We start from the raw sequence: 26,849 nt of genomic DNA, 5'->3' as shown, positions 1-26,849 counted from the left end.
TGACCCCGAACGCCCCGGCCTGCCGGGGCGTTCGTCCATCTGGCAGTTCGATGCCGGACAGCGATCGCCGGACATTGGTGGATGCGCACCGGACGGGAGATGCTCCGGGGGCATGAAGGCCTCGCACCCGGTGAGCGCCGCCAGCGCTTTCGCATCCTGCCATTGCCGTTGCCTGCCTGCGGCCCGTCGTCAAGCGGTCGCGGCCGGCGCGCGCAGCCGGTAAACTAGGGCTTTCCAGTGGCAGTAAAACCATGACTCCCCTGATTTTTGTCACCGGCGGCGTGGTGTCCTCGCTTGGCAAGGGCATTGCGGCGGCCTCGCTGGCGGCCATCCTCGAAGCGCGCGGCCTGCGCGTGACGATGATGAAGCTCGACCCGTACATCAACGTCGATCCGGGCACGATGAGCCCGTTCCAGCACGGCGAGGTGTATGTCACCGACGACGGCGCCGAGACCGACCTCGACCTCGGCCATTACGAGCGCTACGTCCGCACCCGCCTGGGCCGCAAGAACTCGATCACCACCGGCCGCATCTACGAGAACGTGATCCGCAAGGAGCGCCGTGGCGATTACCTCGGCGGCACCGTGCAGGTGATTCCGCACATCACCGACGAGATCAAGCGCGGGATCTTCGACGCCACCGACGGTTTCGATGTCGGTCTGGTCGAGATCGGCGGCACCGTGGGCGACATCGAGTCGCTGCCGTTCCTGGAGGCGATCCGCCAGATCCGCACCGAGCGCGGGCCCGACAAGGCGCTGTTCATGCACCTGACGCTGGTGCCTTTCATCGCTGCCGCCGGCGAGCTGAAGACCAAGCCGACCCAGCATTCGGTCAAGGAACTGCGCTCCATCGGCATCCAGCCCGACATCCTGATCTGCCGTTCCGAGCAGCCGCTGCCGGATTCCGAACGGCGCAAGATCGCGCTGTTCACCAGCGTTTCCGAGCGCGCGGTGATTTCCGCGGTCGACCTGGACAACATCTACAAGATGCCGGCCCGCTTCCAGGAGCAGGGGCTGGACGACCTGATCGTGGAGCGCCTGAAGCTGGATGCCGGTCCCGCCGACATGGCGGAGTGGGACGCGGTGGTCGATGCCGCCGAGCATCCGGTCGACGAGGTCACCATCGGCATCATCGGCAAATACGTCGACCACCAGGACGCCTACAAGTCGGTCGCCGAGGCGCTCAAGCACGGCGGCCTGCGCCAGCGCACCAGGATCAACCTCAAGTGGCTGGAATCCAGTGATGTCGAGCAGCGCGGGGCCGACGTCGCGCTGGAAGGCGTCGACGGCATCCTGGTGCCGGGCGGCTTCGGCGATCGCGGTTTCGAAGGCAAGGTCGCCGGCGCCCGCCATGCGCGCGAGAGCGGGATCCCGTACTTCGGCATCTGCTACGGCATGCAGGCGGCGGTGGTCGACTACGCCCGCGCCGTCGCCGGGCTGGAAGGCGCCAACAGCACCGAGAACGACAAGGCCACGCCGCACCCGGTGATCGGCCTGATCACCGAATGGCGCACCGCCTCGGGTGAGGTGGAGCGCCGCAACGAGGACAGCGACCTCGGCGGCACCATGCGCCTGGGACTGCAGGAGCAACGCCTGAAGCCGGGTACGCTGGCGCGCGAGCTGTACGGCAAGGACGTGGTCGGCGAGCGACACCGCCATCGTTACGAGTTCAACAACCGCTACCGCACCCAGCTGGAGGACGCCGGCCTGGTGATCAGCGCCAAGTCGATGGACGACCTGCTGGTGGAGATGATCGAGCTGCCGCGCGACGTGCACCCGTGGTTCCTGGCCTGCCAGGCGCATCCGGAGTTCCTGTCCACCCCGCGCGACGGCCACCCGCTGTTTGTCGGCTTCATCCGCGCCGCGCGCGAGTACAAAGCCAATGCAGGCCAGGCCGGCGGGTTGCTGAAAGAGGTCCAGGCATGAAGTCTTGCTGTTGTAGGAGCGACGTCAGTCGCGACCTGCTGACCCCCGGACCTGCGGCGAGTAGCGCGGTTCTGCGTCCGCACGAGTGTGAAAACGCGTTTGTCACGATGTTTTCGATTTGCCAGTGGGTCGCGACTGACGTCGCTCCTGCGCAGACACCAGGAGCAATGCGATGAACCTGTGTGGCTTTGAAATCGGCCTCGACAAGCCGTTCTTCCTGATCGCCGGCCCCTGCGTGATCGAGTCGATGCAACTGCAGCTCGACACCGCCGGCACGCTGAAGGAGATCACCTCCGCGCTCGGCATCCCCTTCATCTTCAAGTCCAGTTTCGACAAGGCCAACCGCACCTCGGTGTCGGGCTTCCGCGGCCCGGGCATCGAGGAAGGGCTGAAGGTGCTGGCCGAGGTCAAGCAGCAGATCGGCGTGCCGGTGCTGACCGACGTCCACGAGTACACCCCGATGGACGAGGTCGCCTCGGTGGTCGACGTGCTGCAGACCCCGGCGTTCCTGTGCCGGCAGACCGACTTCATCCAGAAGGTCGCCAGCGCCGGCAAGCCGGTCAACATCAAGAAGGGCCAGTTCCTGTCGCCGTGGGAAATGAAGCACGTCGCCGACAAGGCGCTGGCCACCGGCAACCGCGACATCATGGTCTGCGAGCGCGGCGCCAGTTTCGGCTACAACAACCTGGTCAGCGACATGCGCAGCCTCGCGGTGATGCGCGACACCGGCTGCCCGGTGGTGTTCGATGCCACCCATTCGGTGCAGCTGCCCGGCGGCGCGGGCGGCAAGAGCGGCGGCCAGCGCGAGTTCGTGCCGGTGCTGTCGCGCGCGGCCATGGCGGTGGGCATTTCCGGCATCTTCATGGAGACCCATCCCCGGCCCGAAGAAGCCCTGTCCGACGGCCCCAACGCCTGGCCACTGGGCAAGATGCGCGCCCTGCTGGAAACACTGATGGCCATTGACGAAGTCACCAAGCGCCACGCGTTCCTCGAATCCCAACCCTGAGACCTGCACAGACCCGACATGACCGAAATCGCCAAAGTCCACGCCCGTGAAATCCTCGACAGCCGCGGCAATCCGACCCTTGAGGCCGAAGTCACCCTGAGCGACGGCAGCTTCGGCCGCGCGATGGTGCCGTCCGGCGCGTCCACCGGTTCCAAGGAGGCGGTGGAGCTGCGCGACGGCGACAAGACCCGCTACCTCGGCAAGGGCGTGCGTACCGCGGTGGGCAACGTCAACACCGTGATCGCGAAGGCCTTGACCGGCATGGATGCGGCCGACCAGGCCGGCATCGACCGCCGCCTGATCGACCTGGACGGCACCGACAACAAGGGCCGGCTGGGTGCGAACGCGCTGCTGGGCGTGTCGATGGCGAACGCCCATGCGATGGCCGCCTCTCGGAAACTGCCGCTGTGGAAATACCTCGCCGGTGACCGCCCGGGCGTGCTGCCGGTGCCGATGATGAACATCATCAACGGCGGTGCGCACGCCGACAACAACGTCGACCTGCAGGAGTTCATGATCCTGCCGGTCGGCTTCGACAGCTTCTCGGAAAGCCTGCGCGCCGGAACCGAGGTGTTCCATTCGCTGAAGTCGGTGCTCAAGGGGCGCGGCCTGTCGACGGCCGTCGGCGACGAGGGCGGTTTCGCGCCCGACCTGCGCAGCAACGAGGAAGCGCTGGAAACCATCCTCGAGGCGATCGGCAAGGCCGGTTACCACGCCGGCGAGGACATGCTGCTCGGCCTCGACGTGGCTTCCAGCGAGTTCTACGAGAACGGCAAGTACAACCTCACCGGCGAAGGCAAGCGGCTGACCAGCGAGCAGTTCGTCGACTTCCTCGCCGGCTGGTGCGCGCAGTACCCGATCATCAGCATCGAGGACGGCATGGACGAGGGCGACTGGGACGGCTGGAAGCAGCTGACCGGGAAGCTGGGCAGCAAGGTGCAACTGGTCGGCGACGACCTGTTCGTGACCAACCCTCGCATCTTCCAGCAGGGCATCGACCAGCACGTCGCCAACGCGATCCTGATCAAGGTCAACCAGATCGGCACCCTGACCGAGACCCTGGAGGCGATTGCGATGGCCGACCGGGCGGGCTACGCGGCGGTCGTCTCGCACCGTTCCGGCGAGACCGAGGACACCACCATCGCCGACATCGCGGTGGCGACCACGGCGACCCAGATCAAGACCGGCTCGCTGTGCCGCAGCGACCGGGTGGCCAAGTACAACCAGCTGCTGCGGATCGAGGAGCAGCTGGGCGCGGCCGCGCGTTACGCCGGCCGCGATGCCTTCGTGTCGCTGAAGCGCTGACCCCGGGCCATGCGCTGGTTGGCAGGACTGCTGGTGGTGCTGGTCGTGATGCTGGCGTTCCTGCAGGACCGCCTGTGGGTCGGCGAGGGTGGCCGCGGTTCGGTGGCCGCACTGGAACAGCGCGTGGATCAGCAGGCCCGTGAAAACGCGGGCCTGCAACAGCGCAACGATGCGCTCGCCGCGGAAGTCGAGGACCTGAAGTCCGGCGAGGCCGCGGTCGAGGAACGGGCGCGCAGCGAACTGGGCATGATCAAACCGGGCGAGACGTTCTACCGCGTGGTCGAACCCGAAGCGATGAAGGTTTCCCCACCGGCGGCGTCGGACGATTGATCCTGCGGCCCCGACCGGATGTTCCGGCATTGCCCGCGTCACGCCGGCCGGCGAATCCAGATTCGATACGGATCAACGCGCGAGGTGGCGACGGGGCATTCCTGCGCGAGGATGAAACACCGGGCCTGGCCCGGCGGAGGCGAGACGTGGTGAAGCCCGATACGGCGAAGCGTGACTGGACCAAGGCGTGCGTCGCGCGGTGTGCTGCGATGGCGCTTGCTTCGATAACGAACGCGTCGACGCCCAGCACCGCGCGGTGCAACCCGCGGCGTCTGCGGGACACGCTTCGACGGAGTCTGTCCGGATGATCTGGGCAGTGATTCCCGCCGCCGGCCGCGGAACCCGTTTCGGCGGCCCGCTGCCCAAGCAGTACATGGAAATCGCCGGCCGGCCGCTGCTCGGCCACGCGCTGGACGCCCTGTTCGCCGACCCGCGCGTCGATGGCGCGATGGTCGCGCTGGCGGCGGATGACGACCGCTGGCCGGGTTGGACCTCGTTACATGGCAGGCCGGTGTTGTCCTGCGTCGGGGGCGGTGAGCGCGCCGACTCGGTACTGGCCGCACTGCAGGCGCTGCCGGCGGATGTGGGCGACGATGCGCTGATCCTCGTCCACGACGCCGCGCGTCCGAACCTGCACGCGCTGGATCTGCAGCGACTGATCGATGCGGCCAGTGCGGATGCGGACGGCGCGATCCTCGCCGCCCCCGTGCGCGACACCCTCAAGCGGGCCGATGCCGGTGCCGATGCCGGTGCCGATGTGCGGATCCTCGCCACCCAGCCGCGCGACCATCTCTGGCGTGCGTTGACCCCGCAGGCATTCCGGCGCGGGGACCTGACGGCAGCCCTCCTGCGCGCGCGCGCCGATGACGTGGCGGTGACGGACGAGGCGATGGCGATGGAGCGTACCGGCGCGCGTCCGCGACTGGTCGAAGGCCGCGAGGACAACCTCAAGGTCACCACCCCCGCCGACCTCGCCCTTGCCGAGTTCCTGCTGTCGCGCCGCGGGCAGGCGCGCGGCAAGCGTTGATCCAACCGGTTTTCTGAGGGTGATTCAGCTGCTGGTTGCGCCGGAGTTGAGCCAGGACCTGTGTCGGAAGTCGCGACTTACGTCGCTCCTACGAGTCAGCCCGAAGAAGCAACCACCGACCAACCCTCATAGCGGCCGGCGGGTGCCGTTTCCACCAAGCGAGTATCGGGGAGCGACTGGAAACGGTACCCGCCGGCCGCCTCCATGCCTGGTCCGCCGCTTCTGTTGTTGCTGTTGCGCCAGAACGCGTTCGCCTTCGGGCCGCATCCGTGCCGGTACCGCACAACCTGATGCAGCGCCCGCGCCACTGCGCCTGAGCGACAATGCCCTCCCACACATGTCACAAAAACAGGTTCGCGCAGCATGAACATCCGTATCGGCCAGGGCTATGACGTCCACGCATTCGGCGAGGGCGACCACGTGGTCATGGGCGGCGTGCGCATACCGCACGAGCGCGGCATGCTGGCCCATTCCGACGGCGACGTGGTGATCCACGCACTGTGCGATGCGATGCTGGGCGCGCTCGCGCTGGGCGACATCGGCCGGCATTTTCCGCCCAGCGATCCACAGTGGAAAGACGCCGACAGCCGCGCCTTCCTGCGCCACTGCAATGCGCTGATCGGCGAGCGCGGCTGGCAACTGGGCAATGCCGATATCACCGTGATCTGCGAGCGCCCCAAGGTCGGCCCGCACGCGCAGGCGATGCGTGAGTTGCTCGCGAGTGATCTGGGGTGCGAGGTGGATGCCATCAGCGTCAAGGCGACCACCAGCGAAACCCTCGGCTTCACCGGACGTGGCGAGGGCATCGCGGCGATGGCGGCCTGCCTGCTGGTCCGCGCATGAGCGAGCGTGCGGCCGGTCCGGCCACGACAGCGTCGCCCTGCGCGCTCGGGCCGCCCGTCCTGAGTGCGCGCATCCGCACGTCGCCCGAGGATTTTTTCGTCGAGGAACTGCCCGGTTTCGAGCCCGGCGGCAGCGGCGAACACCTGCTGCTGACGGTCGAGAAGCGCGGCATGAACACCGCTTTCGCGGCCAGGCGCATCGCGCAATGGGCCGGTGTCGGCGACATGGCCATCGGCTATGCCGGCCTGAAGGACCGCCACGCGGTGACCCGGCAGCGGTTCAGCGTGCACCTGCCGAAAAAGATCGCGCCGGATCTGGCCACCCTGGGTGATGAGGACCTGAAGGTTCTGGAGCATCACTGGCACGGCCGGAAACTGCCGCGCGGGGCGCTGGCCGGCAACCGTTTCGTACTGGTGTTGCGCGACGTCGAGGGCGAGCGGGACGCGATCGAATCGCGACTGGCCGACATCGCCGCGCGGGGCGTGCCCAATTATTTCGGAGAGCAGCGTTTCGGCCACGGCGGCGACAACATCGGCCAGGCATTGGCGATGTTCGCCGGGCGCCGGGTGCGGCGCGAAGAGCGCGGGATGCTGCTGTCGGCGGCGCGTTCGGCGTTGTTCAACCAGGTGCTGGCGGCGCGGGTCGCCGGCGGCTGCTGGGACACGCCACTGGAGGGCGAGGTCTGGATGCTCGACGGCAGCCGCAGCGTGTTCGGCCCGGAGCCGTTCAACGACATCCTGGCGCAGCGTCTGGCAGCGTTCGACATCCATCCCAGCGGACCGCTGTGGGGATCCGGCGAACTGCGCAGCGCCGGTGAGTCGGCGGCGCTGGAGCGGGCCGCGGTCGCCGACGAGGTGTCGGCGCAATTGCGCCAGGGGCTGGAGCATGCGGGCCTGAAGCAGGAGCGCCGCGCGCTGCGCCTGCACCCCGGCAACCTCGCGTGGCGCTGGCCGGATTCGGCGACGCTGGAGCTCGGGTTCTCGCTGCCGCCGGGCACCTACGCGACCGTCGTGCTGGCCGAGCTGGGCGCCATCCGCGAGTCGACACCCCCGTCTGTGCGGGCCTGATCGCCGAGCGGCCGGCCGTTCGTCGGAAGTTGCCCGAAGCGGCTGACGGCGCTGCGGGGCAGGGGTATACAGGGAGTGACCCGGTATCAGCCGGGCGCGGATCGCCGTCGCGGTCCGCATGATCGTGAGGAGGCATCCGCCATGAAGCTGTCATTACTGGCCGCATTGGTGTCGTTGTCGCTCATCGGGCTGGGTGCCTGCGCGAGCATGGACCGGCAGTCCGACACCGCCGCGATGCAACCGGGGTTGTCGGGATCGGCGGTGACCGGCCAGCCCGATATCAGCCAGCTCTATATCTCGAAGGTCGAACGGATCGCCCAGCGTCGCGGCATCGAAGTGGTGTGGGTCAACCCGCCGGTATTCCCGGAAAAGCAGCCGATGGAAGGGCAGGTGCGCGAATAGCAGCCGATGCCGGCTCCTGGTTCATGGACGCCGGATCAGCGCCGTCCGGGTGGCTTCAACAGCACCAGCACCGCTCCTGCACCGCCCTGCGCAGGAGGTGGCGAGTGGAAGGCGACCACGCTCGCGCGCTGGCGCAGCATCCGGTCGACCAGGTTTTTCAGGATCGGCGCGCCGCTGCTGCCGATCTCGTTCCGGCCGCGTCCGCCCTTGCCATGGATGATCCGCACGCAGCCCAGGCCATGGCGAACGGCATCGCCGAGGAAGGCGCGCAGCAGGGCTTCGGCGGTGCGGGCGTCTGCGCCGTGCAGGTCCAGTTCCTCCTGGGCGGAGATCTCGCCGTGGCGCAGGCGTTGCCATGCCGCGCTGGTGACATCCGGGCCGCGGTAGGCGAGGGGATCTTCGGCCTCCAGCAACTGGGCCGCCAATGGATGGCGAAACTCCTCCCGCGCGTTCGCTTCGTCGCGTTCGGCCATGCGGGCGCGCGGTTTCGGTTTCGGCGCGGCCGGTGGCGCGGCGCGTTCGGGCAGTTTGCGCACCGGCCCGATCGCACTGCGGAATAGCGCGGCATCGTCGTCGTGCGGTTCTTTCATCGATGCCTCCGGGATTCCATCGCCAGAGCCTAACCCGCCAAAGCGTCAGCGCAAGCGTGACGTGCCAGCGCCGCCGAGGCCGGTTGTCTGGCTGAGCGCAACGTTGCCTTCGGCTATCATGGCCGTCTGTCGAAGGATCCGGACGGCCTGCATGGTCGCCACTCGTCCTTCACCGTCATCGGCCGCTTCCGTCGGCCTGCCCACCATCTTCAAGGCGCCCGTGCGGCGCTCGCCAAGGGAGTTCATGCGAGTCCTGGTCAGCAACGACGACGGCGTCGACGCCCCCGGTATCCGGATCCTCGCCGAGGGCCTGCGTGCCGCCGGCCATGAGGTGCTGGTGATCGCCCCCGACCGTGACCGCTCCGGGGCCAGCAATTCGCTGACCCTGGACATGCCGCTGCGCGTGGTCCAGCGGGATGATGCGACATGGCAGGTGTTCGGCACCCCGACCGACTGCGTGCACGTGGCGATCACCGGGATGCTCGACAAGGAACCGGACATGGTGGTGTCGGGCATCAACAACGCCGCCAACCTCGGCGACGACGTGATCTATTCGGGCACGGTGGCGGCGGCGATGGAGGGGCGTTTCCTCGGCCTGCCGGCGGTCGCGGTGTCGCTGGTCACCGCCGACCATGTCGGCCGGCATTACGAAACCGCGGCGCGCGCGGCGGTCGAGATCATCGCGCGGCTGGTCACCGATCCGCTTCCGGCCGACACGATCCTCAACGTCAACGTGCCCGACCGGCCGTGGGAGCAGATCGAGGGCTTCCAGGTCTGTCGGCTCGGCAATCGCCATCGCGCCGAAGCCTGCATTCCCCAGCAGGACCCGCGTGGACGCCAGTGGTGGTGGATCGGTGCGGCGGGTCCGGAGCAGGATGCCGGCCCGGGCACGGATTTCCATTCGGTGCGTACCGGCCACATCTCGATCACGCCGATCAAGGTCGACCTCACCCGTTACCAGGCGCTGGAACAGGTGGCGAACTGGGTGGACGGCCTGGGCGCGTCGCTGGTACCCGCCATGCCGGGGAGGACGCGATGAGCCTGCGGATGCGCCTGCAGCCCGAGGCACTGGGTTCGGGCATGACTTCCCAGCGCGTGCGCGACCGGCTGGTCGAGCGTCTGCGCGGCAACGGCATCAGCGATGAGCGCGTGCTCAATGCGATCCGTACCGTGCCGCGCCACCTGTTCGTCGATGAGGCGCTGGCGACCCGCGCCTACGAGGACACCGCGCTGCCGATCGGCCACGGCCAGACCATCTCCCAGCCGTGGGTGGTGGCGAAGATGACCGAGGCGCTGATGCAGGTCGAGCCGACCCGCGTGCTGGAGATCGGCACCGGGTCGGGCTATCAGGCCGCCATCCTCGCGGCGCTGGGGCTGGAAGTGCATACCGTCGAGCGCATCGGCGAGTTGCTGCGCACCGCGCGCAAGCGGTTCCGCCAGCTCGGCATGAACATCCGCAGCAAGCACGACGACGGCCGCATCGGCTGGGCCGAGAACGGCCCGTTCGATGCGATCCTGGTCACCGCCGCCGCCCCGGCGCTGGTCGATGCGTTGACCGAGCAACTGGCGCCCGGCGGCATCCTGGTCGCGCCGGTGGGTCCGGCCTCGTCGCAATCCCTGCTCCGGCTGCACAAGGACGCCGATGGCCGGATCACCCAGCAGACGCTCGGGCCGGTGGTGTTCGTTCCGTTGCTGTCGGGGATGATCGATTGAACCGGCCGATGAACTCTCGCGGGACCCGGACCCGATGAGTGGATCGAACGACACCCCGGACATCGGTACGTCGCGCCCGCCGCTCGACACGGACGCACCGCTGGGCGAACAACTGGCCGCGATCATCGGGCATCTTCCGCCGGACAAGCTCAGCCTGGGCGAACTGCTCGACGTGTTCGGTGACGAGGGGCTGTTGCTGCTGACGACGCTGCTCACGCTGGTGTTCCTGATCCCGGTGTCGATCCCCGGGGTCAGCACGGTGTTCGGCGCGGTGATCCTGCTGATCGGCATCAGCCGCCTGATCGGCCGGCCGTTGTGGCTGCCGGGCAAGCTCCGCGACCGGGCGCTGCCCGCCGCCAGGCTGCGGCCCGGTCTGACCCGTGGTCTGGTGTGGGTGCGGCGTCTGGAAAGGATCAGCCGCCCGCATCGCCTGCGCGGTTTTGCCGAAGGGCGTTTTCCCGACCTGTTCAACAACCTCGCGTTCATCCTCGCCGCGTTGCTGCTGATGATGCCGTTCGGGTTCATACCGTTCAGCAACACCCTGCCGGGCCTGGCGCTGCTGTTCTATGCGCTGGGCCTGCTGCAGCGCGACGGCGGCGCGGTGGTGCTGGGCCATCTGGCCAACATCGCCACGATCATCTACTTCGGTATCCTCATCGGCGGTGGCGGTTTCGCCGCGCACGAACTGTTCCAGCGGTTCGTCGGTTGACCGGTCTGCCGATCCCGACGCCGCGACTCCTGGTCGACCTGGAAGGCAAAGCACGACGCATGAGCAAAAACATCTCCCGCATCCTTCTCTCCATCGCCGTGATGCTTGCCGTGGCGGCATGTTCGAGCACGGTAACCCGTGAAAGCGGGCCGGTATCGACGCCGAAATACGGTGCTACCGCAGTGGTCCAGCGCGGCGACACGCTGTACCGGATCGCGACGGAAAACGGCATCGCGATGCGCGACCTGGCCGCGTGGAACGGGATTGCCGCGCCTTACACGATCTATCCCGGGCAGCGCCTGGTGCTGTATCCGAAGTCCGGTGCCGCCGCGACCCGGCCGGTGGCGACTGCTCCGTCCAAGGCAGCCAGCACGAGCAAGCCGACGACTTCTCCGGCGGCGACTGCGCCGAGCGCTGCGCCGTTGAGCAGCGGCGTGGCATGGCGCTGGCCGGTGGACGGCGCGTTGCTGAGCCGCTTCGTGGCCGGTGAACCGACCAAGCAGGGTATCGACATCGCCGGTACCGCCGGTGCTCCGGTGCGCGCCGCGGGCGATGGGGTCGTGGTGTATTCCGGCTCCGGGCTGGTTGGTTATGGCGAGCTGGTCATCATCAAGCACAACGAGCAGTGGCTGTCCGCTTACGGCCACAACCGCAACCGGATGGTCAATGAGGGCGCGGTGGTGAAAGCCGGCCAGCAGATCGCCGAACTGGGCCGTACCGGCGCGGCGCGCGACATGCTGCATTTCGAGATCCGCTACAACGGCAAGCCGGTGGATCCACTGCAATACCTGCCACGGAAGTAGGACTTCCTCCTGTCGTCCGACTGGACTTCATTCGGTAGTAGGAGCGACGTGAGTCGCGACCTCGCAGGCCGTTCGACGTCGGGCCGTCACGATAGCCGTGATCGCCCACCGGCCCGGACGTGACGTACAGGTCGCGGCTGAAGCCGCCCTGCAGGAGCCTGGGCCGCGACGATCGGATTGTTGTAGGAGCGACGTGAGTCGCGACCTCGCAGGTCGTTCGACTGCGTCGGGCCGTCACGATAGCCGTGATCGCCCACCGCCCGGATGTGACGTACAGGTCGCGGCTGAAGCCGCACCTGCAGGAGCCTGGGCTGCGACGATCGGATTGTTGTAGGAGCGGCTTCAGCCGCGACCGGCGAATGCTGGATGTGATGGTCAGGTCGCGACTCGCCGGCGAAGGCGTGCCTCCGCCACTCCTACCGGGCGCGCGGCCTGCTGGTGCTCAGCCGGGAAACACGAACCCCGCGACGACGCGGCGGTTTTCGCCGGCCAGCACATTGAAGGTGCGGGCGGCGGCGGCGTTGGTCATGACCTCGATGCCCACGCCGCGGCGCAGGCAGGCGGCCATCGCCGCAGCGGGAGGAAATATCTGCGTACCACCGCTGCCGAGCAGGATGACTTCCGGCTCCAGGGCCATCAGGGGTTCGAGGTCCGCGGCCTGCAACAGCGCCACGTCGGTCACGCCCCAGTCATCGCCCAGGTGGTTCGGGGTGATCACGAAACTGCGGCTCAGCCGGCGCTCGTTGACCAGCGCCATCGTGCCGTCGGCACCGCGCAGGAAGAACTCGTAATCGGGACGTTCGAGGGTCAGTTCCATCGGGGCATGCTAGCAACCGGGGTGACGGTGACCAAGCGCCGGCGGGGGCCGGTCTCAGTTGCGCGGCAACACGATCTGGCGCTTGTCCTGGCTGGGCCGGTACAGCACGGCGGTATGGCCGATGCGTTGTACCAGGGCGGCCTGGGTGCGGGTGGCGAGCTGGTCGATCATCGCATCGCGGGTTTCGCGGTCACCCGCGCCGACCTTGATCTTGATCAGTTCGTGGATTTCCAGCGCCTGTTCGACCTCGGCCACCAGGGCGTCGGTGATGCCCTTGCCGCCGACCTGGAGCATGGCCTTGAGGTCGTGCGCCTGGCCGCGCAGGAATCGGGTCTGAGCGCTGGTCAGGACAGTAGCCATCAATGCACACGAATGAGGTTGGGGAGGGCACGCAGGGTATCATGGCGGCCCCTTCGTCCCGCGGTTTCCGCCCCGTCAATGGCCACCCGCAGCAAGAGCAGCCAGCGCTGGCTCAAGGAACACCACTCCGACCCCTTCGTGAAGAAGGCGCGTGCGGAGGGCCTGCGCTCGCGTGCCGCCTACAAGCTGGAGGAGCTGGTCCAGCGCGACCGCCTGCTCAAACCGGGCATGGTGGTGGTGGACCTGGGCGCCGCGCCGGGTGGCTGGTCGCAGTGGGTGCGGCAGGCGCTGGGCGACAGCGGCCGGGTCATCGCGCTGGACATCCTGGAGATGCCGTCGCTGGCCGGAGTGGAGTTCCTTCATGGGGATTTCAGGGAGGATGCGGTCTTATCCGAGCTCGTGCGTACCCTCGACGGCAAGCCGGTCGACCTTGTGCTATCGGATATGGCCCCCAATAAGAGTGGGGTGGACGCGGTCGACATGCCGCGTGCGCTGTACCTGGCGGAACTGGCGATGGACTTTGCCGACCACCATCTCCGCGTCGACGGCACGTTCCTGATCAAGCTGTTCCAGGGCGTGGGTTTCGATGATTACGTGCGCGAATTGCGGCGGCGTTATGCCAAGGTCGCGATCCGCAAACCGGAGGCGTCGCGCAAACGCTCTCCGGAGGTCTACGCCCTCGCACAGGGCAAACGCGCGGAAATGAAATGATGTGCTGCTGCGACAGAGTGTTCCCCGCTATTCGACGCCCGGTGTTCCGGGCCTTCTGCACAAAAACGTGAACCTTATTAAATGAACGATTTGGCCAAGAATCTGCTGCTCTGGGTAATCGTCGCCGTGGTGCTCATGGTGGTGTTCCAGGCATTCGGTCCGCGCGGCGCGGCCGGCCCCGCCGGTCCGCTGGACTACGACCAGTTCGTGCAGCAGGTGCAGGCCGACCGCATCGAGCAGGTCAAGATCGCCGAGGACCGAACGACCATCACCGGCAAGCGCAAGGACGGTTCGACGTTCACGACGATCAGCCCAGGCGACAAGGACCTGGTCAACGACCTGCTGCAGCACAAGGTGAAGATCGAGCAGGTGCCGCCGGGCGGCCCGTCGTTCTGGTCGATCGTGCTCAACTTCCTGCCGATCCTGCTGATCATCGCGTTCTGGATCTTCGTGATGAAACAGATGCAGCAGGGCGGCGGCAAGGGCGCGATGAGTTTCGGCAAGTCGCGCGCCAAGCTGCAGGGCGAGGACCAGATCAAGGTGACCCTGGCCGATGTCGCCGGTTGTGACGAGGCGAAGGAGGAGGTCGGCGAACTGGTCGAGTTCCTGCGCGATCCGAGCCGGTTCCAGAAGCTCGGCGGCAAGATCCCGCGCGGCGTGCTGATGGTCGGCCCGCCGGGCACCGGCAAGACCCTGCTGGCGCGTGCGATCGCCGGCGAGGCGAAGGTGCCGTTCTTCGCGATCTCCGGTTCGGACTTCGTCGAGATGTTCGTCGGTGTCGGCGCCAGCCGCGTGCGCGACATGTTCGAGCAGGCCAAGAAGAGCGCGCCGTGCATCATTTTCATCGATGAGATCGACGCGGTCGGCCGCCATCGCGGCGCCGGCCTGGGCGGCGGTCATGACGAGCGCGAGCAGACCCTCAACCAGTTGCTGGTGGAGATGGACGGCTTCGAGGGCGGCGAGGGCGTGATCGTGATCGCCGCGACCAACCGTCCCGACGTGCTCGACCCGGCCCTGCTGCGTCCGGGCCGTTTCGACCGCCAGGTCGTGGTCGGCCTGCCCGACGTGCGTGGCCGCGAGCAGATCCTGCGTGTGCACATGCGCAAGGTGCCGCTGGCCGATGACGTCGAGCCGATGACGATTGCACGCGGGACGCCGGGCTTCAGCGGCGCCGACCTGGCCAACCTGGTCAACGAGGCCGCGCTGTTCGCCGCGCGCGAGAACGCGAAGGAGGTCCGCATGGACCACTTCGACAAGGCGCGCGACAAGATCATGATGGGCGCCGAGCGCCGCTCGATGGCGATGAGCGAGGACGAGAAGAAGCTCACCGCCTACCACGAGGCCGGCCATGCGATCGTCGGTCGTCTGATGCCGGAGCACGACCCGGTCTACAAGGTCACCATCATTCCGCGTGGCCGCGCGCTGGGCGTGACCATGTACCTGCCCGAGGGCGACAAGTACAGCTACAACCGCACCGCGATCGAGTCGCAACTGGCCTCGCTGTATGGCGGTCGGGTCGCCGAGGAACTCATCTTCGGTGCCGACAAGGTCACCACCGGCGCATCCAACGACATCGAACGGGCGACCAAGATGGCCCGCAACATGGTCACCAAGTGGGGCCTGAGCGACGAGATGGGGCCGATCGCCTATGGCGAGGAGGACGACGAGGTATTCCTCGGCCGTTCGGTGACCCAGCACAAGAGCGTGTCCGACGACACCGCGCGCAAGATCGACGAGGTCGTGCGCGGCATCCTCGACAAGGCCTACCAGCGCACCACCGAGATCCTCACCAAGCACCTGCCCGAGCTGCACGTCATGGCCGACACGCTGCTGCAGTACGAGACCATCGACGCGCACCAGATCGACGACATCATGGCCGGGCGCACGCCGGGCCCGCCGGCCGACTGGGGCAAGACCGGCACCAAGCCCGGCCCGCTGCCGCCACCGAAGGACGGGGCCAACACCCCGGGCACGATCGGCGGAACCGCCGAGCAGACCTGAGGCGAGGCACACTGCAGCGGCTTGCCGCACCCTGCCGAAAAGGCCAGAGTCCGCTCTGGCCTTTTTTTATCGAGCACACCCATGTTTGACACCGCCCCGACCCTGGATTGCAACGGTCGCCTGCTGCGGCTCGACCGGCCGCGCGTGATGGGCATCGTCAATGCAACGCCGGATTCGTTCTCCGGCGACGGCACCTGCAACTCGGTGGACGCGACGGTCGCGCAGGCACTGCAACTGGTCCGCGAGGGCGCCGACATCCTCGACATCGGCGGCGAGTCGACCCGGCCGGGCGCGGCGGACGTGGAGGTCGAGGAAGAACTGCGGCGGGTGCTGCCGGTCATCGAGCGGCTGGTGGCCGAGACCGGCGTGCCGATCAGCATCGATACCTCCAAGCCGGAGGTGATGCGCGCGGCGGTCGCCGCCGGCGCCGGGATGATCAACGACGTGTATGCCCTGCGCCGCGAAGGGGCGCTGCAGGCGGTCGCCGAGCTCGGCGTGCCGGTGGTGTTGATGCACATGCAGGGCGAGCCGCGCAGCATGCAGGCCGACCCGCGATACGACGACGTGGTCGACGAGGTGCACCGCTTCCTCGCCGAGCGCGTGTTCGCGGCCGAGATGGCGGGCATCGCCAAGAAATCCATCGTGCTGGATCCCGGCTTCGGCTTCGGCAAGAACCTGCAGCACAACGTGATGTTGCTGGCCCGGTTGACGCGTTTTTCCGACCTCGGCCTGCCGCTGCTGGCGGGCCTGTCGCGCAAGCGCTCGATCGCCGAACTGACCGGCCGCGAGGCGATGGCGGACCGGGTCTCCGGCTCGGTGGCCGCGCACCTGATCGCAGCGCAACGTGGTGCCTTGCTGTTGCGCGTGCACGATGTCGCCGCGACGGTCGACGCACTCAAGGTCTGGCAGGCGGTGGCGGCGGAACCCTTGCCGAAGGCCTCGCCGGCACAGCCTGCCATCCGCTGGCCGGACGAGGATTGACCTGGCCGGTCGAGCGGGTTTTTCCGGGGCCGCAACGCGTGCTGGTCAAAATTTGTCCAACCCGACTCCGCCCCTTGCGGGGCCGACCGCTGCGGTACTTGTCCACAGCTTGATGCCGATGGTTGTCCACAGCTTCTGTGAACAACCCGGGGCTGAACCGTGTCGACAGGTGCGTTAGGCTGCCCGCTTCGCCCGCCCCGAGTGCCCCAGCCCATGACCGCCAGCCTGCCGCTGATCATCACCTTCTCGATCTATCTGGCGGCCATGGTGTTGATCGGTTTCATCGCCTGGCGTTCGACCAAGAGCTTCGACGACTACATCCTCGGCGGCCGTTCGCTGGGGCCGGTGGTGACCGCGTTGTCGGCCGGCGCGTCGGACATGAGCGGCTGGCTGCTGATGGGGCTGCCCGGCGCGATGTACCTGGGCGGGTTGTCGGAATCGTGGATCGCGATCGGTCTGGTCATCGGTGCCTGGCTCAACTGGATCTATGTCGCCGGCCCGTTGCGCGTCTACACCGAGCGCGCCAACAACGCGCTGACCCTGCCGGACTACTTCACCCACCGCTTCGGCGATACCAGCCGCATCCTGCGGGTGCTGTCGGCGGTGGTGATCCTGGTGTTCTTCGCGGTGTATTGCGCCTCCGGCGTGGTGGCCGGTGCGCGCCTGTTCGAGGCGGTGTTCGCGATGCCCTACGCGCAGGCGCTGTGGTGGGGCGCGGCGGCCACCATCCTGTACACCCTGGTCGGTGGCTTCCTCGCGGTGAGCTGGACCGACACGGTGCAGGGCAGCCTGATGTTCTTCGCGCTGCTGCTGACGCCGGTCGTGGTGATCATGACCAACGGCGGCTACGAGGCCAGCGTGGCCCTGATCGCGCAGGCCGATCCGGTCAAGCTGACCTGGTTTGGTGGCGGCGAGCTGGGAATCATCGGGGTGGTGTCGCTGATCGCGTGGGGGCTGGGCTACTTCGGCCAGCCGCACATCCTGGCGCGCTTCATGGCGGCCGACAGCGTCGCCACCATTCCGAAAGCGCGGCGCATCGGCATGGCCTGGATGATCCTGTGCCTGCTGGGTTCGGTCAGCGTCGGCCTGTTCGGCATCGCCCATTACACCGCCAACCCGGGCAGTGCCGGCCCGGTGGAGGCGAACGCCGAGCGGGTGTTCATCGCCCTGGCCGAGCAGCTGTTCAATCCCTGGGTCGCGGGCATCCTGTTGTCGGCGATCCTGGCGGCGGTGATGAGCACGCTGTCGTGCCAGTTGCTGGTGTGTTCCAGCGTGCTGACCGAGGACCTGTACCGCGGCTTTTTCCGCAAGCGCGCCAGCCAACGCGAGCTGGTCTGGATCGGTCGCCTGTCGGTGTTCCTGGTGGCCCTGCTGGCGTTGTGGATCGCGCGCGATCCGGACAGCCGTGTGCTCGGCCTGGTCAGTTATGCGTGGGCGGGCTTCGGCGCCGCGTTCGGGCCGGTCGTGCTGCTGTCGCTGTTCTGGCAGCGCATGACGCGCAATGGCGCGCTGGCCGGCATCGTGCTGGGAGCGGTCACGGTGATCGTCTGGAAGCAGGTGGCGGTCGGCCATTACGGCTCGGCGCTGTACGAGATCATCCCGGGCTTCATCGTCGCGACGGTCGGGATCATCGTGGTCAGCCTGCTGGACCGCGAGCCGTCGGCGCAGATCCAGACCACCCACATGCAGGTGCGGCAGAGCCTGCGCGAGTCCGGCTACTGAGCAGTCTGTCCAGAGCAGTCTGTCCTGGGCAGCCGGTCCGACGGCATTCCGATGGCCCGGCGGCAGGCGGGCGGAGAGGCATGGCAATGAACGATCCGCGTCCGCTGGCGATCGCGCTGATGGGACCGACCGCATCGGGCAAGACCGCGCTCGCGCTGGACTGGGCGCAGCGCCTGGGTGGGGAGATCGTCAGCGTCGACTCGGCACTGGTATACCGCGGCCTGGACATCGGCGCGGCCAAGCCCGACGCCGATGAACTGGCGCGCGTGCCGCATCACCTGATCGACCTGCGCGAACCGTGGCAGCCGTATTCGGCGGCCGAGTTCGCGACCGCCGCGCGTGCGGCGCTGGACGACATCGCCGCCCGTGGCCGGTTGCCGATCCTCGCCGGCGGCACCGGCCTGTACTTCCATGCATTGCTGCACGGCCTGTCGGCAATGCCCAGCGCCGACGACGCCACCCGCGCGCAGCTGGCCGAAGAGGGCAGGCAGCGTGGCTGGGCCGCCTTGCATGCCGAACTGGCGGCGATCGATCCCGTCGCCGCCGCGCGCATCCACACCACCGACGCGCAGCGCATCCAGCGCGCGCTGGAGGTGTACCGGCTGTCGGGGCGCACGATCAGCGACTGGCGCGCGCAGCCGCCGGCCTCGCGACTGCCGTTCCGGGTGCTCAAGCTGGTGCTGGCCCCGGCCGACCGGGCGGTGCTGCACCAGCGCATCGAGCGCCGCTTCGACCTCATGCTCGACGCCGGCTTCCTCGACGAGGTGCGCCGCCTGCGCGCGATGCCGGAACTGCAGGCGCACCCACGGCCGCTGGATCTGCCCGCGCTGCGCGCGGTCGGCTACCGGCAGGCCTGGGAACATCTGGACGGCCTGACCGACGCCGCCGAATTCCGCGCGCGCGCCATCCATGCCACCCGCCAGCTGGCCAAGCGCCAGCTCACCTGGTTGCGCGGCGAGCTGGATGCGCGCTGGTTCGATCCGGCCACCCGGCGCGACGGGCTCGAATCGGCACTGGCCGGGTTCCTGCCCGCCGCCGGCAGCCGTGGACTGCGTCACAACACCTGACCGGTGGGCGCCATCCGGGCAGGGACCGCACGCTTGCGCCGGCGTCTTTGCGCTACCATCGGCCGGTCGTCGATCCGGGGAAAACGGTCGGCGATGCAGGCGTCCTGCCAGGCAGGGCGCACGCCCATAACTAGAAAAACCAAGTGGGGAAATTCGATGTCCAAGGGACAGTCTTTGCAGGATCCTTTCCTGAATGCATTGCGCCGCGAGCGCATACCGGTGTCGGTCTACCTGGTGAACGGCATCAAGCTGCAGGGCACGATCGAGTCGTTCGACCAGTTCGTGGTGCTGTTGCGCAACACCGTCAGCCAGATGGTCTACAAGCATGCGATCTCGACCGTGGTGCCGGCGCGCAACGTGCGCGTGGGACCCAGTGGCGGCCACGCGTCGTCCGCCGACAGCGCGGGCGAGCGCGAATCCGGCGAGATTGCCCGCGACGCCTGAGCGTGGGCCTGGCGGGTTTGTCGCCGGATGACGACGCCAGACGACACCCGATGACGACGGACCCCGGGCACCCGGGCAGCATGTCCGCCTTGTGTTTGCCCGGCGCGCACCCATCTCCGGGGGCATGAATCAATTGATACCCGAGGGCGCCCCCCTTGTTTGAACGCTCCCGCAAGGGTGAAAGCGCCCTGCTGATCCAGCCCCATGCCGGCGGTCCGCCGGACGAGGGGCAGGTCGAGGAGTTCGCCGAGCTCGCGCGCTCGGCCGGTGCGACCGTGGTCGCCGTCCTGAAGGCACGCATCGACCACCCCAACGCCGCGATCCTGATCGGCAGCGGCAAACTGGAGGAGGTGCAGGCCGCCGTCGCCGCCACCGGTGCCGACCTGGTGCTGGTCAACCATCCGCTCAGCCCGGTGCAGGAGCGCAACCTGGAGCGCATCCTGGAGTGCCGCGTGGTCGACCGTACCGGCCTGATCCTCGACATCTTCGCCCAGCGCGCACGCAGTCACGAAGGCAAGCTGCAGGTCGAGCTGGCCCAGCTCCGGCACATGTCGACCCGCCTGATCCGCGGCTGGACCCACCTGGAGCGCCAGCGCGGTGGCTCGATCGGTCTGCGCGGCCCCGGCGAGACCCAGCTGGAAACCGACCGCCGGCTGCTGCAGAAGCGCCTGGAACAGTTGCAGAAGAAGCTCGACAAGGTCGAGGTGCAGCGCGACCAGATGCGCCGCGCCCGCGTCCGCAGCGAGCTGCCGCGGATCGCCCTGGTGGGCTACACCAACGCCGGCAAATCGACCCTGTTCAATGCCTTGACCGGCGCCCAGGCCTACGCGGCCGACCAGTTGTTCGCGACCCTGGACCCGACCGTGCGACGGATCGAACTGGGCGGGCACGGCGTCGTGCTGGCCGATACCGTCGGCTTCGTCCGCGACCTGCCGCATGAGCTGGTGGCGGCGTTCCGTTCCACCTTGTCGGAAGCGCGCGAGGCGGACCTGCTGCTGCACCTGGTGGATGCGGCGGACCCGCTGCGGGAGGAGCGCATCGCCCAGGTCGACGAGGTGCTCGCCGAGATCGGCGCCGGCGAGATCCCCCAGTTGCTGGTGTACAACAAGATCGACCAGCTGGAGCAGTCGCGTCCGCGGATCGACCGCCCGGCCGAGGGACATCCGCGGGTTTGGCTGTCGGCGCGCGACGGGCAGGGGCTTGAACTGCTGCCCGAGATCCTCGGCGAGATGCTGGATCTGCGCCGCGTGAGCGGCACCATCCACCTCCCTTCGCGCGCCGGGAAGTTGCGCGCGCGTCTGCACGAGCTCGGCGCGGTGCGCAGCGAGGAGCCCGCCGAGCATGGCTGGCAGCTGCAGGTCGACCTGTCCCACGCCGACGCCGAACGTCTCCACGCCCAGCCGCACGGCGACGCCTTGCACGCCCTGCTGCCGCCGGCGGACCCCGATCACGATGCCGGCTGACACCCGGCTTTGCTTGAGGCAATCAGCACCCCCCCCTAGAATCATCCGTCGCCCGGCGAACACGCCGGGTCGCGCTTTTACCTTCCTTTAGGAGCAGGCATGGCCTGGAACACCCCTGGCAGTAACAATTCCGGTGGCGGCCGACCGCCGCGGCAACGGCGATCGGGTGGCAATGGCCTGGACGACATCCTGGACCGGCTGCGCGGCCTGTTCGACGGCCAGGGCGGCGGTGGCGGGGGCGGCATTGGCCGCTGGGTGCTGCTGGTGCTCGCCCTGTGGCTGGTGTTCAACAGCTTCCTGCTGGTGAACGAGCAGCAGCGTGCGGTGGTGCTGCGCTTCGGCCAGTTCGCGCGCATCCTGCAGCCCGGCCCGCACTTCAAGTTGCCGTGGCCGATCGAGACTGCGATCAAGGTCAACGCCACCGAGATCAAGACCTTCGGTACCAGCGTGCCGGTGCTGACCAGTGACGAGAACATCGTCCAGGTCGAGATCAACGTGCAGTACCGCGTGAGCGACCCGGAGAAATACGTGTTCGGCAGCCGTGACGCCAACTCGATGCTGCAGCAGGCCGCATTGAGCACCGTGCGCGAGCAGGTCGGCCGCTCGACCCTGGATACGGTGCTGGGCGCGCGCAACGCGCTGGCGGTATCGGCGCGCGAGCAACTGCAGAACTCGCTGGATGCCTATCGCACCGGACTGGTCGTGACCGAACTCAACCTGCCCAACGCGCGTCCGCCGGAGGAGGTCAAGCCGGCCTTCGACGACGTCAACAGCGCCCAGCAGGACAAGGATCGCCTGATCAGCGAGGCCGAAGCCTACGCCGCCCAGGTCGTGCCGGAAGCCCGTGGCCAGGCTGCGCGCGTGCGCACGGTCGCGGAGGGTTACAAGGATGCGTCGGTGTCGCGCGCCGAAGGTGACGCCGACCGGTTCTCGCTGCTGGTCGACCAGTACAAGAACGCGCCGGAGGTGACCCGCAAGCGCCTGTGGCTGGAAACCGTGCAGCAGGTGCTGTCGGGCAACCGCAAGGTGGTGGGCGGGGATTCGCGTCAGCTCATCTACGTGCCGATGGATGGCAAGGGCGAGGGCGGCGGTCAATCGTCGTCGACCGGAACCTCGTCGGCCCCGTTGCTGACGCCGGAAATACTGAGCCCGGAGCCGAACGCCAATCCGTCCGGGAGCGTGCCAACGTCCACCCGTGGTGAGCGCACGACCCGGCCGACCGGCCGACCGGAGACAAGCCGATGAAACATTCCGTATGGATCGCGATCGCCGTCGCCGTCTTGCTGGGCCTGATGGGCTCCACCTATGTCGTCCGTGAAGGCCAGGTCGGCATGGTGCTCAACCTGGGTCGCGTGGCGCGCACCGGCATCGGCCCCGGGCTGCACTTCAAGGTGCCGCTGGTGGAAACCGCGCTGGTGTTCGACCGGCGGTTGACGGTGTTCAACGCCGAGCCCGAGCGCTACCTCACCTCCGAGCGCAAGGACGTCAGCGTCGACTTCTTCACCGTCGGCATGATCGAGGACGTGCGTGCGTTCTATCGCGCCACCGGCGGCGACGAAAGCCTGGCGGTGGATCGCCTGGCCCCGATCATCAAGGATGCGCTGCGCAACGAGATCAACTCGCGCACCTTGAAGGAGCTGGTATCCGGCGATCGCGCCGAGATCATCGACCGCCAGCTCAACGCCATCAACAAGGGTGCGAGCACGGTGGGGGTGAAGATCGTCGACCTGCGCCTCAAGCAGATCGACCTGCCCACCGACAGCCAGGTGATCCAGGACGTGTACCGGCGCATGCGCGCCCAGCGCCACCAGGTCGCCAGCCGCCTGCGTGCGGAAGGTGCCGAGCAGGCGCAGACCGTGCGCGCGGAAGCGGACAAGCAGCAGGCGGTGATCGTCGCCGAGGCCGAGCGCGACGCCCAGCGCCTGCGCGGCCAGGGCGATGCGGAAGCCGCGGCGATCTATGCCACGGCCGCCAACAAGGACCCCGCGTTCTATGCGTTCCAGCGCAGCCTGGAGGCATACCGCGCGGCCTTTGCCGACGGCCAGGGCGTGATCATGCTGGAGCGCAACGACGACTTCCTGAAGTACTTCGGCAACGACCGGTGATCCTCGCCCACGGCGCGCCGGCCGCAAGCAATGGGGCCGGGCGCGCCGCTATCGCGCGCCCCGCACCCCGCACGGCATCGCCGGACTTCCTGCCCGACCGCACCCCGCGCGGCTCTTCTGCCCTGCGCCGATCGGCATCCCGTCGGCCGGCTGTGGCCTCTCCGACCGCGCGGATCCCGCGCGGCTCTTCTGCCTTGACCGGATCGGCATCCCGCGTGCCGGCTGTGGCCTTTCCGACCGCGCGGAACCGGCCTTGATCGCCGAACTGCTGTCGGCGTTGTGCCTGGTAGCGGTGCTGGAAGGCCTGTTCCTGTTCGCCTCGCCGGACGGCTGGCGGAAAGCGGCCGAACAGCTGCGCGCCCTCGACGACCGCCAGCTGCGCATGGTCGGCGCCGCGATCCTGTCCTGCGGCCTGGTGGCCCTGCTGCTCGTCCGCCAGTTTCTGTAGCAACGCCACGTAGGAGCGACGTGAGTCGCGACCCGCACATCAGAGCCGGTTCCGGACATCAAACCGGCCTGCCGCACCCAAGGCTGGCCCCCGGCCCCCGAAACCCGGATAATGCGCAAAAGCCGGAGGGACGATCCCTTCCGGCTTTTTCTGTGCGCGGAGCTTTCCGCCCGGGCCGGCCCCCGCCGGTCCCCCTAATGCTTCAGGAGCGTATGTAAATGGGCCAGTCAGTCGTTGTTCTCGGTGCCCAGTGGGGCGATGAAGGCAAGGGCAAGATCGTCGACCTGCTGACCGAGCAGATCGGTGCGGTGGTGCGTTTCCAGGGCGGCCACAACGCCGGCCACACCCTGGTCATCAACGGCAAGAAGACGGTGCTGCACCTGATCCCGTCGGGCATCCTGCGCGAAGGTGCGCTGTGCCTGATCGGCAACGGCGTGGTGCTGCATCCCGGCGCGCTGCAGAAGGAGATCGCCGAGCTCGAGGCCGAAGGCGTCGAGGTGCGCTCGCGCCTCAAGATCAGCCCGGCCACGCCGCTGATCATGCCGTACCACATCGCCCTGGATCAGGCGCGCGAGAAGGCCGCCGGCGGCAAGGCCATCGGCACCACCGGCCGCGGCATCGGCCCGGCCTACGAGGACAAGGTCGCCCGCCGCGGCATCCGCGTGGCCGACCTGCATTACCCCGAACAGCTGGCCGAACTGCTGCGCAGCGCGCTGGATTACCACAACTTCGTGCTGACCAGATACCTCGGCGTGGACGCGGTGGACTTCCAGCAGACCCTCGATGAGGCGCTGGCCTTCGGCGACTACGTCGAGCCGATGAAATCCGACGTCGCCGGCATCCTTCACGACCTGCGCAAGCAGGGCAAGCGGGTGCTGTTCGAAGGCGCGCAGGGCTCGCTGCTGGACATCGACCACGGCACCTACCCCTACGTCACCTCCAGCAACACCACCATCGGCGGCGCGATGGCCGGCACCGGCGTCGGCGCGGACGCGATCGACTACGTGCTCGGCATCGCCAAGGCCTACGCCACCCGCGTCGGCAGCGGCCCGTTCCCGACCGAGCTGCACGACGACGTCGGCCAGGCCCTGCGTGACAAGGGCCAGGAATACGGCGCCACCACCGGCCGCCCGCGCCGCTGCGGCTGGATCGACATCGTCGCGCTCAAGCGCGCGGTGGCGATCAACGGCATCAGCGGGCTGTGCATCACCAAGCTCGACGTGCTGGACGGCATGGAGAAGCTGAAGGTCTGCATCGGCTACCAGTACCGCGGCAAGCAGACCGAATACGCCCCGCTGGACGCGCAGGGCTGGGACGAGTGCGAGCCGATGTACCTGGAGCTGCCGGGCTGGCAGGAAAGCACCCACGGCGTCACCCAGTGGGACAAGTTGCCGCCCGCCGCGCGCGCCTACCTGCGCACGCTGGAAGAGCTGGCCGGCTGCCCGCTGGCGATCGTCTCCACCGGCCCGGACCGCGACCACACGATGATCCTGCAGGATCCGTGGGGCTGACACCCCGGTCAGGTCGGTAGGAAAAAACCCCGCTTCGGCGGGGTTTTTTGTGCGGTTGCAGTGATCGGCGCGCTCGCCATCGGCCCGGTGGGCCATGGAAGCGTTGTCAGCCTGCCGCCTGCTTGCCGTAGCGGGCGCGCGGCTCATGCACCTCGTCGCCTGGTTTCAGTTCGATGTGACGACGCAGCCAGGTGGCGAACTCGGCTTCCGGAAGAGAACCTTCGGCGAGCGCGACATACATCGGATAGAGCTCAAGGTCGCTGGCTTTGAGGACTCCGTTGTTGAGCACGATGAAGGCTTCGCAGGCGACGGCGGCGGTGCGCTTGTTGCCGTCAAGGAACGGGAGGTTGCGTGCCAGGCCGAACGCGAGGCTCGCGGCCAGGTCCGCCAGATCGGACGGTGGGTCGCCGTAGGTATGCAACTGCAGCGGTCGGGCCAGCGCGGAATCCAGCAGGCTTTCATCGCGCACACCGGGGATGCCACCGTGCTCGGCGAGCTGGCGGTCATGGATGGCGAGGGCGAACGGCTTTTCGATCCAGATGATCATGGCCGTCTCCCGCTACTGCGCCAGCTTGTGCAGCAGGGTGCGGCGCTCGCGCATGATCTTCTCGGCCACGTCCATCTGCGCGGCCAGCTTGGGGTCGAACACGCTCAGGCGGATGCCGTCGGGCGTTTCCAGCGCGTGCAGCTCGTCGCCCTTTTCCAGCCGCAGGCGGGCCAGCAATTCCTTGGGCAGGATCACGCCGGCGGAGTTGCCGATGGTGGTGATTTTCAGCTTCATGGGGGCCTCGGGTCAGTCGGACGTTATAACAGTAGTGTATACGCCGCCGGGCGCGCGGTACAACGCGCGGGGCATGACCCGCCGCGCTGAACCGATGAATGGAAGCAACGCGCCGCGACCGGGTGCTGCACGCTCAGTTCACTGCGCCGGGCGCACCTTGAAGGTCGGCACTTCGCCGATCTTCAAGGAGCCAGGACCATGACCAACGAGAAGCACGACCCCAATCGTGACCCGATCACCGGCGCGCCGGGCGCACACCCGGTCGGGACCGGCGTCGGCGCAGCTGCTGGCGGCCTCACTGGTGCCGCCGTGGGTTCGGCAGCAGGTCCCGTGGGTACCGCCGTGGGCGCCGTTGTCGGTGCAGTGGCGGGCGGCCTGGGGGGCAAGGCCGTGGGTGAAGCGGTGAACCCCACCGCCGAGGACGCCTACTGGCGGGACAACTACAAGAACGAGCCGTACTACAACACCCAATACAGCTACGACGATTACTCCCCCGCGTACCGCACCGGTTACGAGGCCCGTTCGCGCTACGCCGATCGCAAGTTCGACGAGGTCGAAAACGACCTGCGTTCCGACTACGAGCGTGCCAGGGGCAAATCGCAGCTCGCCTGGGACGACGCCAAGGACGCGACCCGCGCCGCCTGGCACCGGGTCGAACGCGCGATCCCGGGCGACGCCGACCGCGACGGCCGCTGATCCACGCGACGGCTGATCCCCC

The 26,849-nt window shown here is 68.1% G+C and carries 30 protein-coding genes; 24 read left to right on the top strand and 6 right to left on the bottom strand.

What is annotated here, in order from left to right; translation table 11 throughout:
• The first annotated feature begins 251 nt into the window (after positions 1–251).
• The 8 genes from pyrG (at position 252) to N792_RS04165 (ending at position 7,905) form a co-directional block, all read left to right on the top strand.
• Entirely contained in the window at positions 252–1,925 is a 1,674-nt protein-coding gene (pyrG, locus tag N792_RS04200; RefSeq protein WP_036192775.1) for a CTP synthase, read from the top strand.
• 172 nt (positions 1,926–2,097) lie between these two features.
• Entirely contained in the window at positions 2,098–2,931 is an 834-nt protein-coding gene (gene kdsA / locus N792_RS04195; RefSeq protein ID WP_036192773.1) for a 3-deoxy-8-phosphooctulonate synthase, read from the top strand.
• 18 nt (positions 2,932–2,949) lie between these two features.
• Entirely contained in the window at positions 2,950–4,236 is a 1,287-nt protein-coding gene (eno, locus tag N792_RS04190) for a phosphopyruvate hydratase (RefSeq protein WP_036192772.1), read from the top strand.
• Positions 4,237–4,245: 9 nt separating this feature from the next.
• Positions 4,246–4,566 (top strand): cell division protein FtsB, encoded by a 321-nt coding sequence (ftsB, locus tag N792_RS04185; protein WP_036192770.1) that lies wholly within the window; start codon positions 4,246–4,248, stop codon positions 4,564–4,566.
• 304 nt (positions 4,567–4,870) lie between these two features.
• Positions 4,871–5,593: a 2-C-methyl-D-erythritol 4-phosphate cytidylyltransferase gene (gene ispD, locus N792_RS04180; RefSeq protein WP_036192769.1), complete on the top strand. Its 723-nt coding sequence runs from the start codon at positions 4,871–4,873 to the stop codon at positions 5,591–5,593.
• A 363-nt stretch (positions 5,594–5,956) separates the two neighbouring features.
• Positions 5,957–6,436 carry a 2-C-methyl-D-erythritol 2,4-cyclodiphosphate synthase gene (gene ispF, locus N792_RS04175; RefSeq protein ID WP_036192768.1) on the top strand — a complete coding sequence of 160 codons (480 nt, stop codon included), beginning with the start codon at positions 5,957–5,959 and terminating at the stop codon, positions 6,434–6,436.
• Positions 6,433–7,503, top strand: a complete 1,071-nt coding sequence (truD, locus tag N792_RS04170; protein ID WP_036192767.1) for a tRNA pseudouridine(13) synthase TruD — start codon at positions 6,433–6,435, stop codon at positions 7,501–7,503. Before ispF ends, truD begins: the two co-directional genes overlap by 4 nt.
• A gap of 141 nt (positions 7,504–7,644) precedes the next feature.
• Positions 7,645–7,905, top strand: coding sequence for an SGNH/GDSL hydrolase family protein (locus N792_RS04165; RefSeq protein WP_036192766.1), 261 nt, complete (start codon positions 7,645–7,647; stop codon positions 7,903–7,905).
• A gap of 35 nt (positions 7,906–7,940) precedes the next feature.
• Here the strand turns inward: N792_RS04165 and N792_RS04160 are convergent, their stop codons facing one another.
• On the bottom strand, positions 7,941–8,495 hold the full coding sequence (locus N792_RS04160; RefSeq protein WP_036192765.1) for a Smr/MutS family protein: 555 nt from the start codon (positions 8,493–8,495) through the stop codon (positions 7,941–7,943).
• 45 nt (positions 8,496–8,540) lie between these two features.
• Positions 8,541–8,741, bottom strand: coding sequence for a hypothetical protein (locus N792_RS04155; RefSeq protein ID WP_036192764.1), 201 nt, complete (start codon positions 8,739–8,741; stop codon positions 8,541–8,543).
• Here N792_RS04155 and surE point away from each other — a divergent pair.
• Genes surE through N792_RS04135 form a run of 4 tightly spaced genes read left to right on the top strand, consistent with a single transcriptional unit; the run spans position 8,740 to position 11,720 of the window.
• Complete coding sequence (surE, locus tag N792_RS04150) at positions 8,740–9,534, top strand: 5'/3'-nucleotidase SurE (RefSeq protein ID WP_036192762.1); 795 nt, start codon at positions 8,740–8,742, stop codon at positions 9,532–9,534. The genes N792_RS04155 and surE overlap by 2 nt on opposite strands.
• Positions 9,531–10,208, top strand: a complete 678-nt coding sequence (locus tag N792_RS04145) for a protein-L-isoaspartate(D-aspartate) O-methyltransferase (protein WP_036192761.1) — start codon at positions 9,531–9,533, stop codon at positions 10,206–10,208. The genes surE and N792_RS04145 overlap by 4 nt, the downstream gene beginning before the upstream one ends.
• Before the next feature lie 34 nt (positions 10,209–10,242).
• A complete protein-coding gene (locus N792_RS04140; RefSeq protein WP_052103421.1) occupies positions 10,243–10,917 on the top strand; it encodes an exopolysaccharide biosynthesis protein in 675 nt (224 codons plus the stop codon).
• Positions 10,918–10,976: 59 nt separating this feature from the next.
• Positions 10,977–11,720 (top strand): peptidoglycan DD-metalloendopeptidase family protein, encoded by a 744-nt coding sequence (locus tag N792_RS04135; protein ID WP_036193008.1) that lies wholly within the window; start codon positions 10,977–10,979, stop codon positions 11,718–11,720.
• A 442-nt stretch (positions 11,721–12,162) separates the two neighbouring features.
• On the opposite strand, the gene N792_RS04130 is transcribed toward N792_RS04135, so the two are convergent.
• Positions 12,163–12,537 carry an Mth938-like domain-containing protein gene (locus N792_RS04130; protein ID WP_036192760.1) on the bottom strand — a complete coding sequence of 125 codons (375 nt, stop codon included), beginning with the start codon at positions 12,535–12,537 and terminating at the stop codon, positions 12,163–12,165.
• Positions 12,538–12,591: 54 nt separating this feature from the next.
• Positions 12,592–12,897: a ribosome assembly RNA-binding protein YhbY gene (yhbY, locus tag N792_RS04125; RefSeq protein ID WP_036192759.1), complete on the bottom strand. Its 306-nt coding sequence runs from the start codon at positions 12,895–12,897 to the stop codon at positions 12,592–12,594.
• Between the two features lie 78 nt (positions 12,898–12,975).
• Between yhbY and rlmE the strand changes: the two genes are divergently transcribed.
• The 11 genes from rlmE (at position 12,976) to N792_RS04070 (ending at position 25,350) form a co-directional block, all read left to right on the top strand.
• Positions 12,976–13,608 (top strand): 23S rRNA (uridine(2552)-2'-O)-methyltransferase RlmE, encoded by a 633-nt coding sequence (rlmE, locus tag N792_RS04120; protein ID WP_036192758.1) that lies wholly within the window; start codon positions 12,976–12,978, stop codon positions 13,606–13,608.
• A gap of 81 nt (positions 13,609–13,689) precedes the next feature.
• Positions 13,690–15,609: an ATP-dependent zinc metalloprotease FtsH gene (gene ftsH / locus N792_RS04115; RefSeq protein WP_036192756.1), complete on the top strand. Its 1,920-nt coding sequence runs from the start codon at positions 13,690–13,692 to the stop codon at positions 15,607–15,609.
• Positions 15,610–15,690: 81 nt separating this feature from the next.
• Complete coding sequence (gene folP, locus N792_RS04110; protein WP_036192754.1) at positions 15,691–16,590, top strand: dihydropteroate synthase; 900 nt, start codon at positions 15,691–15,693, stop codon at positions 16,588–16,590.
• A gap of 213 nt (positions 16,591–16,803) precedes the next feature.
• On the top strand, positions 16,804–18,312 hold the full coding sequence (gene putP / locus N792_RS04105) for a sodium/proline symporter PutP (protein ID WP_036192753.1): 1,509 nt from the start codon (positions 16,804–16,806) through the stop codon (positions 18,310–18,312).
• 86 nt (positions 18,313–18,398) lie between these two features.
• A complete protein-coding gene (gene miaA / locus N792_RS04100) occupies positions 18,399–19,379 on the top strand; it encodes a tRNA (adenosine(37)-N6)-dimethylallyltransferase MiaA (protein ID WP_425478838.1) in 981 nt (326 codons plus the stop codon).
• Between the two features lie 156 nt (positions 19,380–19,535).
• On the top strand, positions 19,536–19,823 hold the full coding sequence (gene hfq, locus N792_RS04095; RefSeq protein ID WP_036192751.1) for an RNA chaperone Hfq: 288 nt from the start codon (positions 19,536–19,538) through the stop codon (positions 19,821–19,823).
• Between the two features lie 155 nt (positions 19,824–19,978).
• Positions 19,979–21,286, top strand: a complete 1,308-nt coding sequence (hflX, locus tag N792_RS04090) for a ribosome rescue GTPase HflX (protein ID WP_036192750.1) — start codon at positions 19,979–19,981, stop codon at positions 21,284–21,286.
• Between the two features lie 99 nt (positions 21,287–21,385).
• Positions 21,386–22,531, top strand: coding sequence for an FtsH protease activity modulator HflK (hflK, locus tag N792_RS04085; protein ID WP_036192749.1), 1,146 nt, complete (start codon positions 21,386–21,388; stop codon positions 22,529–22,531).
• Entirely contained in the window at positions 22,528–23,391 is an 864-nt protein-coding gene (gene hflC / locus N792_RS04080; RefSeq protein WP_036192748.1) for a protease modulator HflC, read from the top strand. Before hflK ends, hflC begins: the two co-directional genes overlap by 4 nt.
• A gap of 253 nt (positions 23,392–23,644) precedes the next feature.
• Positions 23,645–23,839 (top strand): DUF2065 domain-containing protein, encoded by a 195-nt coding sequence (locus N792_RS04075; protein ID WP_332248768.1) that lies wholly within the window; start codon positions 23,645–23,647, stop codon positions 23,837–23,839.
• Positions 23,840–24,057: 218 nt separating this feature from the next.
• Positions 24,058–25,350: an adenylosuccinate synthase gene (locus N792_RS04070; RefSeq protein WP_036192747.1), complete on the top strand. Its 1,293-nt coding sequence runs from the start codon at positions 24,058–24,060 to the stop codon at positions 25,348–25,350.
• Positions 25,351–25,456: 106 nt separating this feature from the next.
• Here the strand turns inward: N792_RS04070 and N792_RS04065 are convergent, their stop codons facing one another.
• Both N792_RS04065 and N792_RS04060 read right to left on the bottom strand, forming a co-directional pair.
• Entirely contained in the window at positions 25,457–25,897 is a 441-nt protein-coding gene (locus tag N792_RS04065; protein ID WP_036192746.1) for a type II toxin-antitoxin system death-on-curing family toxin, read from the bottom strand.
• 12 nt (positions 25,898–25,909) lie between these two features.
• Entirely contained in the window at positions 25,910–26,131 is a 222-nt protein-coding gene (locus tag N792_RS04060) for an AbrB/MazE/SpoVT family DNA-binding domain-containing protein (RefSeq protein ID WP_036192745.1), read from the bottom strand.
• A gap of 198 nt (positions 26,132–26,329) precedes the next feature.
• Here N792_RS04060 and N792_RS04055 point away from each other — a divergent pair, with 198 nt between their 5' ends.
• Positions 26,330–26,827, top strand: coding sequence for a glycine zipper domain-containing protein (locus N792_RS04055; RefSeq protein ID WP_036192744.1), 498 nt, complete (start codon positions 26,330–26,332; stop codon positions 26,825–26,827).
• Positions 26,828–26,849: the final 22 nt, after the last annotated feature.

The sequence above is a fragment of the Lysobacter concretionis Ko07 = DSM 16239 genome, assembly GCF_000768345.1.
Classification (GTDB): domain Bacteria; phylum Pseudomonadota; class Gammaproteobacteria; order Xanthomonadales; family Xanthomonadaceae; genus Novilysobacter; species Novilysobacter concretionis.
Note: the sequence above shows the minus strand (reverse complement) of the source record. Positions and strands in the feature narration are given on the sequence as shown.